The sequence below is a fragment of the Leptolyngbya cf. ectocarpi LEGE 11479 genome (assembly GCF_015207065.1).
Taxonomy (GTDB): domain Bacteria; phylum Cyanobacteriota; class Cyanobacteriia; order Phormidesmidales; family Phormidesmidaceae; genus Leptothoe; species Leptothoe ectocarpi.
In genome coordinates, this window is the sequence record NZ_JADEXP010000275.1 from 1 (window position 1) to 8,874 (window position 8,874).

Sequence of the window (8,874 nt, forward strand, 5' to 3'; positions counted from 1 at the left end):
TGTGGGCTGGTACAACATGCTGGCAGCGGCCATTGTGACATTTTTTACGGTGGCAGCGGGGTTTTATGAAATGCTGCTAGCCCAGCCGCCTGCAGGGACAACAAGCGTCTGGGGGCTGCAGGCTATGGAGACCATGGTGTGGCACGGTGTGGGCGGTGTGATTCTGCTGTTTCTGATTGTGGCTATGACGGTTTGGCGTGGGTTTCAGCGGTATGTCTGGAATTGCGATCGCGCCCGCCAGGTCCAATGGTCATACCTACTAGCAGGCCTAGGAATTTTTGCCCTCATGTTTGTCCATGGCACCCTAGGAGCACAGCTAGCAGCTGAGTTTGGCGTCCACATCAGTGCCGATCGGCTGTTAGAAATCGGACAAGATCCAAATTTAATGTTGAAATAATCTGTCAAAACGGTGCTTTCATGAAGCTGCGCACGGGTTTAATTTTGGCGATAGTAGCCAGCATTCTGGCATTGATTAGTATTTGGATGGGTCAGCAGGCCTACGGTTGGATGCCGACCCAGGCATCGGCAGAATCGGTGCTAGTCGATGACTTGTTTAGTTTTCTCGTTACATTAGGGACATTTATTTTTCTAGGGGTGTTTGTTGCTTTAGCCTACGCCGTGTTGTTTCAGCGGGCAGGCAAGTATGACGCCAGCGATGGTCCTGCCATTGAGGGCAACGTCACCCTAGAAGTGGTATGGACCGCAATCCCATTTGTCCTGGTGATGTGGATTGCATTTTACAGTTTTCAGATCTACGACCAAATGTCCATTTTAGGACCGATGGAGCATGTCCATCCAGGCATGGCCTCTGCAAAAGCCGCTAACGCTAACGCAGTCAGCCAGCCCATTGAAGTCCTGGCGCGCCAATGGGCCTGGGAGTTTCGCTATCCGGCTCAGAACGTCAGCAGCACGGAGCTTCACCTACCCAACAACCAGCGCGCAACGCTGCTGCTCAAATCTGAAGATGTGATTCACGGATTCTTTATTCCGGCCTTTCGCATCAAACAGGACATCGTTCCTAACGAAGAGATTACGTTTGAATTTACCCCTATCCAAGAAGGTAAATATCGACTGCGAGATTCTCAATACAGCGGCACCTACTTTGCAGCGATGCAGGCCGATGTTGTTGTGGAGTCCCCCGAAGCCCACCAGGAGTGGCTGACCACAGCCGCTGCCCAACCACCAGCTGTGGCTTACAACGAGGCCTTTGAAGACTATCGTCGCGCCTCTGAAAAAGGGTTTAGTGCCGGGTGGAAAACGGTGCCCCCTGCTGCTCCCCCCTTAGTTAACTATTCTGGTTCACCCCGCAAAGAAGAGTAGGTCCTATGGCGAATGTTTTAGTCAACAAACCGAATAACAACCTTAATCAGCCCGACGAGCCGGAGAACTGGCGACGTTTTTTTAGCTTTAGCACCGATCACAAAGTGATTGGGATTCAATACATCGTTACCGCGTTTTTCTTCTTTTTGGTGGGCGGTCTGTTTGCCATGGTGATTCGGGGTGAACTGATTACTCCGGAGGCCGATCTTGTTGATCGCACGGTCTATAACGCCATGTTTACGCTCCATGGCACGGTCATGTTGTTTTTGTGGACCTTCCCCGTATTGGCAGGTCTGGCAAACTACCTGGTGCCCCTGATGATCGGAGCACGGGATATGGCCTTTCCCCGATTAAACGCGATGGCTTTTTGGATGGTGCCAGTCTTTGGCGTGGTGCTGATGGGCAGCTTTTTAGCACCGGGCGGCCCTTCCCAAGCGGGCTGGTGGGCCTACCCACCGGTAAGTTTGCAAAATCCCTCAGGGGCACTGATCAACGGACAGTTTCTTTGGCTGTTGGCAGTGGCTCTTTCGGGTGTCTCTTCTATTATGGGGGCGGTCAATATTGTCACCACCATTGTGCGGATGCGGGCACCTGGAATGACATTTTTTCGGATGCCCATTTTTGTTTGGGCGGTGATGAGTGCCCAGATCATTCAGCTGTTTGGTTTAGCTGCACTAACGGCTGGAGCTGTGATGCTGCTGTTTGATTTGAGCCTGGGCACCAGCTTTTTTGATCCCCTTAAAGGCGGAGATCCGATTCTGTTCCAGCACTTTTTCTGGTTTTACTCCCATCCGGCAGTGTATGTAATTATTTTGCCAATTTTTGGTATCTTTTCAGAGCTGCTGCCCGTTTATTCACGTAAACCGCTGTTTGGCTATAAGGTCGTCGCGATTTCTTCTTTGATCATTGTTGCCCTCAGTGCGGTGGTATGGGTACACCACATGTTTGCCAGCGGTACCCCCAGCTGGATGCGGATGCTGTTTATGTTTTCCACCATGCTGATCTCGGTACCCACAGGCATCAAGGTATTTGCCTGGGTGGCCACGGTGTGGGGCGGTAAAATTCGGCTGACTAGCGCCATGCTATTTGCCCTGGGCGGTCTGATCATGTTTGTGTTTGCCGGGATCACTGGCATTATGCTGGCATCGGTCCCCGTTGATATCCATGTAAACAATACCTACTTTGTCGTGGGTCACTTTCACTACGTGATTTATGGGGCCACGGTGATGGGCGTCTACGCTGCCCTGTACCACTGGTTTCCCAAAATGACTGGACGGATGTATAACGAGGGTCTAGGAAAACTCCACTTTGTACTCACCTTTATTGGCGCTAATCTCAACTTTTTTCCCATGCATCCACTGGGACTAGAGGGGATGCCCCGGCGGGTAGCCTCCTACGATCCAGAATTTGCCTTTTGGAATGTGATTGCTAGTCTGGGTGCATTCTTATTGGGTCTATCTACGCTACCCTTTATCCTCAATATGGTGGGCTCTTGGATCCAGGGTGAAAAAGCGCCTGATAATCCCTGGCGGGCAATTGGGATTGAGTGGTTAGTCTCGTCCCCGCCGAGTCACGAGAACTTTGAAGTATTGCCGGTAGTGGTGGCTGAACCCTACGGCTATGGTAAGTCCGAACCGCTTGTTTCCAATGCTGACGCGCTAGAGGTAGGTCATGAGTAGTACAGAACTTGACCCCAGACTGAACGAATCAACGGCTGTTGCCCACGATCATACTCACGACGAATCTGGCAACCGCATGTTTGGGTTCATCATTTTCCTGCTATCGGAAAGTGTGATCTTCATCAGCTTTTTTGTTGGCTATGCCGTTTATAAGACAACAGCGGTCAATTGGTTGCCCCCCGGCATTGAAGGATTGGAGATAAGAGAACCTGCCATTAATACTGTGGTGTTGGTGTCCAGCAGCTTTGTCATTTATTTTGCTGAGCGCTATTTGCATGCCAAAAATCTTTGGGGATTTCGGGCGTTTTGGCTATTGACCATGGCCATGGGCAGCTACTTTCTCTATGGGCAGGCCGTAGAGTGGAGCGGTTTAGACTTTGGCATCACTGATGGGCTATTTGGTGGGACGTTTTATCTGCTGACCGGGTTTCACGGACTGCATGTGCTAACTGGGGTGTTACTCCAGCTAATTATGCTGGGACGGTCTTTTCTCCCTGGGAACTACGATAACGGTGAATTTGGTGTGGCAGCAACATCGCTGTTTTGGCATTTTGTTGATGTCATCTGGATTATTTTGTTTTTGCTAATCTACATTTGGCAGTGAGGGGTGCATTGTGATTATTGATGATGGACAGTATGACGTAATCATTGTCGGCACTGGGGCCGGAGGGGGGACCCTCGCCCATAAGCTGGCTCCCACTGGCAAAAAGATTTTGATCTTAGAACGGGGGGATTTTATGCCCTTAGAAGAACAAAATCGTAGCAATGTGGATGTGTTTAAGCGCGAGCGCTACCACGCCCCTGAGCAGTGGTACGACACGGCTGGAGAACCGTTTTCACCCCAGATGAACTACGCCGTTGGGGGTAATACCAAAATCTATGGCGCTTCCCTATTGCGTATGCGAGAGCGAGACTTTGAACAAGTTGAGCACCAGGCAGGCACCTCCCCGGAGTGGTGTCTAAAGTATGCCGATTTTGAGCCGTATTACTCCGAAGCTGAGCAGCTGTATAAGGTTCATGGCTCTTTAGGCGGCGATCCGAGCGAACCTGACCATGGCCAGGACTATCCCTTTGAAGCGATTGAGCAAGAGGCTGAACTTGAGAACTTGATGGGTGCGATCGCAACCCACAGTCTCCACCCGGCTCGCCTTCCCCTCGGTCTCACTCGTCAAGACGACGACCCCACCAATGATGCCGAAGTCAGCGGTATCGTTCCGGCCCTTAAACATGCCAACGTCACCCTTAAAACAGGGGCTAAGGTGATTGCTCTCCACACTGACCCATCTGGCACCGTCGTTAAAGCTGTCGAAGCCCAAATTGGGGCCCAAACCTATTTATTTCTGGCTGATATCGTTGTCTTAGCCTGTGGTGCCGTTAATTCGGCGGCCCTGCTGCTGCAATCTGCCAACGAAAAGCATCCCCATGGGTTGGCCAATAGCTCTGATCTAGTGGGCCGTAATCTGATGAAAAGCCTCCTGACTGCGATTGTGCAGATAAAAAATAAAACCAACCAGGGTAACTCTCTCAAGACGCTTTATATCAATGACTTTTACTGGGGGGATACCGACTTTCCATACCCCATGGGTCATATTTACAATACCGGTGACCTACTCGCCGATGTTATCTTTGCCGAGGCCCCTCCACTACTCTCTATTCTTGCCAAATATATGCCTGGGTTTGGCCTCAAACAGCTGGCCACTCGCTCCATTGGCTGGTGGGTGCAGACGGAAGACTTACCCGACCCTAACAACCGTGTTCGCATCGACAATAACAAACTCTATATCGACTACACTCCTAATAACCTAGAGGCCCACGACCGGCTGATCTATCGCTGGATAGACGTGCTAAAAACAATTGAAAAGAAGCTGGGGGGCTTTCAACGGGGCACCCACCCCAAAGGGGAAGTGCCCATTCAAGTCATGGCTAACCAATGCGGTACCTGTCGATTTGGTCGAGATCGCTCCACATCAGTGCTAGATCCCAACTGTCGCACCCACGATGTAGATAACCTATACGTGGTAGATAGCAGTTTCTTTCCATCCAATGCCAGCGTTAGCCCAGCCCTCACCATTATTGCCAACGCTCTGCGAGTTGGAGATCACTTAATTGAGCGGTTGGCATAAGGCAAGGTGATTCTCCTGGAATACAGCTTGCTTTGATGCAATTTATAGCTTTGGCAAAGTGACTTGTACTGTCGTTCCTTGCTGATGAGCACTCTCAATCAAAAACGTTCCCCCCGCAAGTACAACAATTTTCTTGACAATTTTCAGCCCCATCCCCCCATTATTTTGTTCATAAATACTTCGCTCAAACTGAATAGCATCATCAATGCCAGCTATTGTCTCTTCTGTCATCCCTGGCCCTGAGTCATGGATAAATAAGGTCACAAAATTTTCTGTGACGGTGCTCCTGACTATGATTGATGTCTCTGGTGAAGAAAACTTTAGAGCGTTATCCACAAGTTCATTGAAGATAATTGAGAGATATCGAGCTGGCATTGAAACTTCAGCATCTTCAATGAGTAAACTTAAATCGTGGCTGCGGTTATACTTTTGGGCCAGAACCTTGACGATTTCAGCTGCAACACTTAAATTGTGCCGGGTATCAGTTTGGAGCGGTACGGATTGACTCGCCGCAAGCTCTAGTTCCATGTAAATCTGAAACTTCGCCGTTAGTCGTTCTAAACGGTAGGTAGATTGCTCAATCCGACTACGTAAATCATCGTGGGATAACTGAGAGGTTAGACTGCCTCGCAATTCACCAAGGGTACTTTCTAAGAGATTAAGCGTATTCGCCTGGATGCGAGATAATGTCTGATTTTTGTCATGTTGTTTCTTGATTTTGAGCATTGTATGTACACGGGCACGCAGCTCTATCGAATCGAAGGGTTTTGTAATGAAATCATCGGCTCCAGCTTTTACACAAGATCTAAGATTTGTTTTAGTATCTAGTATTGTGACTATGATAATTGGAACACTTTGCCATTGTGGTAAAGCCTTAATACGACGACAAACTTCGATGCCACTAATCCCAGGCATGAGTACATCTAGCAAAATCAGATCAGGTTTAAATGCACTCAGGGATACGATTGCATCCTCTCCATTACTAGCGTAATACAGCTGATAGTCTTGATGCTTGAATAAGGCCTCGATTACGTCAAAATGATTGACTTCATCGTCAATGACTAAAATAATTGGCCGCTTCATAGAGGTTGTGCTCGCTCGGCTAAAAGCTGGTCAATGCTGATTAAAAGTTGTCCTAAGTTAATCGGTTTACTCAGGTAATCATCAGCCCCTGCAGCCATGCACCGATCTCGATCCCCTCTCATCGCTAGGGCCGTAAGTGCGATGATGGGCACACCTGCTAGGGTTGGCTCACTCCGGATTCGTTGCATAGCTTCTAGCCCATCCATGCCTGGCATTTGAATATCCATTAATATCAAGTCAGGCATAGCTGATAGGACCGCAGCAATGGCTTGATGGCCATCATTTGCAACTCGAATAAAATACCCCTTAGCCGTTAGATAGCTTTTAATCACCGTAATGTTATCTGGATCATCCTCAACTAGCAAGATTGACGTTACCTCCTCTGATTGTGGTGAGTCAGAATTGATAGTATCAGAAGGAATGGTTTCCTTACCAGATAAGGATGGAGTAGCAGTAGCGCAGGGAAACTCAACAGTAAAACTGCTGCCCACACCCACTTCACTAGTGACTGAAACGCGGCCTCCATGGAGTTCGGTAATGCGTTTTACCAGAGCTAGCCCTAACCCTGTACCGTTATATTGACGATTGAGCGCGCTGTCAATTTGGACAAAGGACTTGAATAGTTTTTCTCTATAGTCAGGATTAATACCAATACCTGTATCACTAACAACAAACGTCAGGATATTCTGGTTTGAAGCATCGCTGTCTAGATGAGTAGATTGCTGTTGGTAGATTACCTCAAGGGTGACGTGTCCACCTGTGGGTGTAAATTTAACGGCATTGCTCAGTAAATTGATTAAGACTTCCCGAATGCGCCGTTCATCCATGATGAACATTGGCAATGTATGGGACAGTTTAGAGTCTAATTGAAGACCTTTTTGATGAGCTTGCTGTTTAACAACGGTTAGACAGAACTGACAAAGCGGAACTATAGCCGTAGGCGCACAATCTAGCTCTAACACCCCGGATTCAACCCTGGCCAGATCCAGAATATCGTTAATGAGTTCTAGCAAATGTTTGGCACTGCGCTCGGTTGCTTGCAACGCTCTAGCTTGCTTTGCATTGAGGTCACCCAAAATTTTCTCTTCTAATGCCTGGGTCATGCCCAGAATAGTATTGAGAGGCGTGCGTAGCTCATGGCTCATGTTGGCTAGAAAGTCATTTTTAGCTCGATTTGCGCTGTCGGCAGCTTCTTTGGCCGCTAGCAGATCGACGGTGCGTTCTTCAACTTTTTGTTCTAAGGTTTGAGAATAGCTTTCTAACTGTTGATTGGCCTGGGCTAATTCTTGGTAGGAAAGCTTCAATTTTCGCCAAAGCAAATGGGTTGTGCTAATGACAGCAGCTCCTGTAAAGCTGAGGCATGGAGCCGTAACTGGTAACCACCATCCTATTAAAAAGGCGAGGTATGAACTGACAAGAAGAGTTCCTGATAGTAATAAAAAAGCGATAAATAACCATAACATCCCTATGGTGAATCGTCGCCGATTCAGACATAGAAGACCTAACAGGGTGCCACCGCTAGACCAGATAAAAATCCATAGATACTCGAATGGCTCAGACCAGGTTTGGATTTGAGGGCGTCCATTGAGGGCGGCACTGATGATTTGACTTGTGAGGTGGGCATGGACTTCAACACCTGTTATGGCGGTGGCATCACCATAGCTATAAGGATTGTAAAAGTGATCTTGAAGACTAGGAGCTGTAACACCAATGAGAACAATGCGATCTTGGAGTAGGTTGGGTGGACTCTGATCGTCTAAAAACTCACCTAACGATATGGTTTGAAAGGGACAGCGCAGAGTTGTCTCTGTACAGCTCACACCCCTAAAATTTAGTAGGAGTTGATAGCCACCATCATCTGCACGAACATAGCCACCATCATTTTTCTGAAAGCGACGAAAGAGTGCTTGCCCCAACTGATAGGTTTGCTGCTGGTCATCATTCGCTTGGGGTAAGATGCCCTCAGCTTCTAGATAGGTGAAAGCTAGTTTTGCCCCTAGGCTCAACTTGACCTCACCATCAGTCGTGCGGGCTGAAACAAGTCCCCGACGAACTTTACCATCAGCATCTATGACAAAATCAGCAATACCTGTCTGATCGTGCTCATGCAGACTAGGGGGTGGGGCAATGGTTTCTCCAAAAACTTTTTCAATTCCGATTAGCTGTGGTGTCGAATGCATGACCTCAACTAAATTCTGATGCCCAGGTTCGAGGGGAAAATCTCGATAAATGTCTAGACCGATGGCCCTGGGATTTTGGGATGCAACTTTCTCGAGCAAGTTGGCCATCAGTGCATCACTAATGGGCCATCGCATGCCTTCAGTAATGTCTTGCTCACTGATGCCAATAATGACAATACGTGAATCGGGTTCTTCTAGGGGGCGTAAACGAAACCAACTATCAAGCGCCGCCCACTCTAAGAGTTGAAACGCTCCTAATGCATTTAAACCAATAACAATTCCGGTTATACTGCAGGCAGATATGAGAGATAGTCGCCATTGCCAAATTCTCCGTCCATGACTAGCCCACATACATCGAAAGTATTATAATTTCAATTTTATCTATCACTGCAAGCGGGTATTACAATCAGAAAATTTTACGCTTGTCAGTTGGTTCAGGTCTAATGTAAATGCTCACCCTGTGTGAAAAGTTAGTTTAGAGGATTCAAT

General features: G+C 48.1%; 7 protein-coding genes. 5 read left to right on the forward strand and 2 right to left on the reverse strand.

All coding sequences use genetic code 11. The features are described from left to right. The 5 genes from IQ260_RS22620 to IQ260_RS22640 all read left to right on the forward strand — a co-directional run. Positions 1 to 397: DUF2231 domain-containing protein (locus tag IQ260_RS22620; RefSeq protein ID WP_193995353.1), on the forward strand; the 397-nt coding region annotated here is incomplete at its 5' end. A gap of 20 nt (positions 398 to 417) precedes the next feature. Beyond that, positions 418 to 1,320 carry a cytochrome c oxidase subunit II gene (locus IQ260_RS22625; RefSeq protein WP_193995354.1) on the forward strand — a complete coding sequence of 301 codons (903 nt, stop codon included), beginning with the start codon at positions 418 to 420 and terminating at the stop codon, positions 1,318 to 1,320. Between the two features lie 5 nt (positions 1,321 to 1,325). Continuing rightward, positions 1,326 to 2,999 carry a cytochrome c oxidase subunit I gene (gene ctaD, locus IQ260_RS22630; protein WP_193995355.1) on the forward strand — a complete coding sequence of 558 codons (1,674 nt, stop codon included), beginning with the start codon at positions 1,326 to 1,328 and terminating at the stop codon, positions 2,997 to 2,999. Next, complete coding sequence (locus IQ260_RS22635) at positions 2,992 to 3,603, forward strand: cytochrome c oxidase subunit 3 (protein WP_193995356.1); 612 nt, start codon at positions 2,992 to 2,994, stop codon at positions 3,601 to 3,603. The genes ctaD and IQ260_RS22635 overlap by 8 nt, the downstream gene beginning before the upstream one ends. A gap of 10 nt (positions 3,604 to 3,613) precedes the next feature. After that, entirely contained in the window at positions 3,614 to 5,122 is a 1,509-nt protein-coding gene (locus IQ260_RS22640) for a GMC oxidoreductase (protein WP_193995357.1), read from the forward strand. A gap of 42 nt (positions 5,123 to 5,164) precedes the next feature. Here IQ260_RS22640 and IQ260_RS22645 read toward each other — a convergent pair whose 3' ends face one another. Next, positions 5,165 to 6,205, reverse strand: coding sequence for a hybrid sensor histidine kinase/response regulator (locus tag IQ260_RS22645; protein WP_193995358.1), 1,041 nt, complete (start codon positions 6,203 to 6,205; stop codon positions 5,165 to 5,167). Further along, positions 6,202 to 8,736 (reverse strand): CHASE2 domain-containing protein, encoded by a 2,535-nt coding sequence (locus IQ260_RS22650; protein ID WP_193995359.1) that lies wholly within the window; start codon positions 8,734 to 8,736, stop codon positions 6,202 to 6,204. Before IQ260_RS22650 ends, IQ260_RS22645 begins: the two co-directional genes overlap by 4 nt. Positions 8,737 to 8,874 lie beyond the last annotated feature (138 nt).

Bases quoted from the DNA above. Each gene is read 5' to 3' on its own strand.
- IQ260_RS22625 (WP_193995354.1), top strand. From the start codon at position 418: ATGAAGCTGCGCACGGGTTTAATTTTGGCGATAGTAGCCAGCATTCTG.
- IQ260_RS22635 (WP_193995356.1), top strand. From the start codon at position 2,992: ATGAGTAGTACAGAACTTGACCCCAGACTGAACGAATCAACGGCTGTT.
- IQ260_RS22650 (WP_193995359.1), bottom strand. From the start codon at position 8,736: ATGTGGGCTAGTCATGGACGGAGAATTTGGCAATGGCGACTATCTCTC.
- ctaD (WP_193995355.1), top strand. From the start codon at position 1,326: ATGGCGAATGTTTTAGTCAACAAACCGAATAACAACCTTAATCAGCCC.
- IQ260_RS22645 (WP_193995358.1), bottom strand. From the start codon at position 6,205: ATGAAGCGGCCAATTATTTTAGTCATTGACGATGAAGTCAATCATTTT.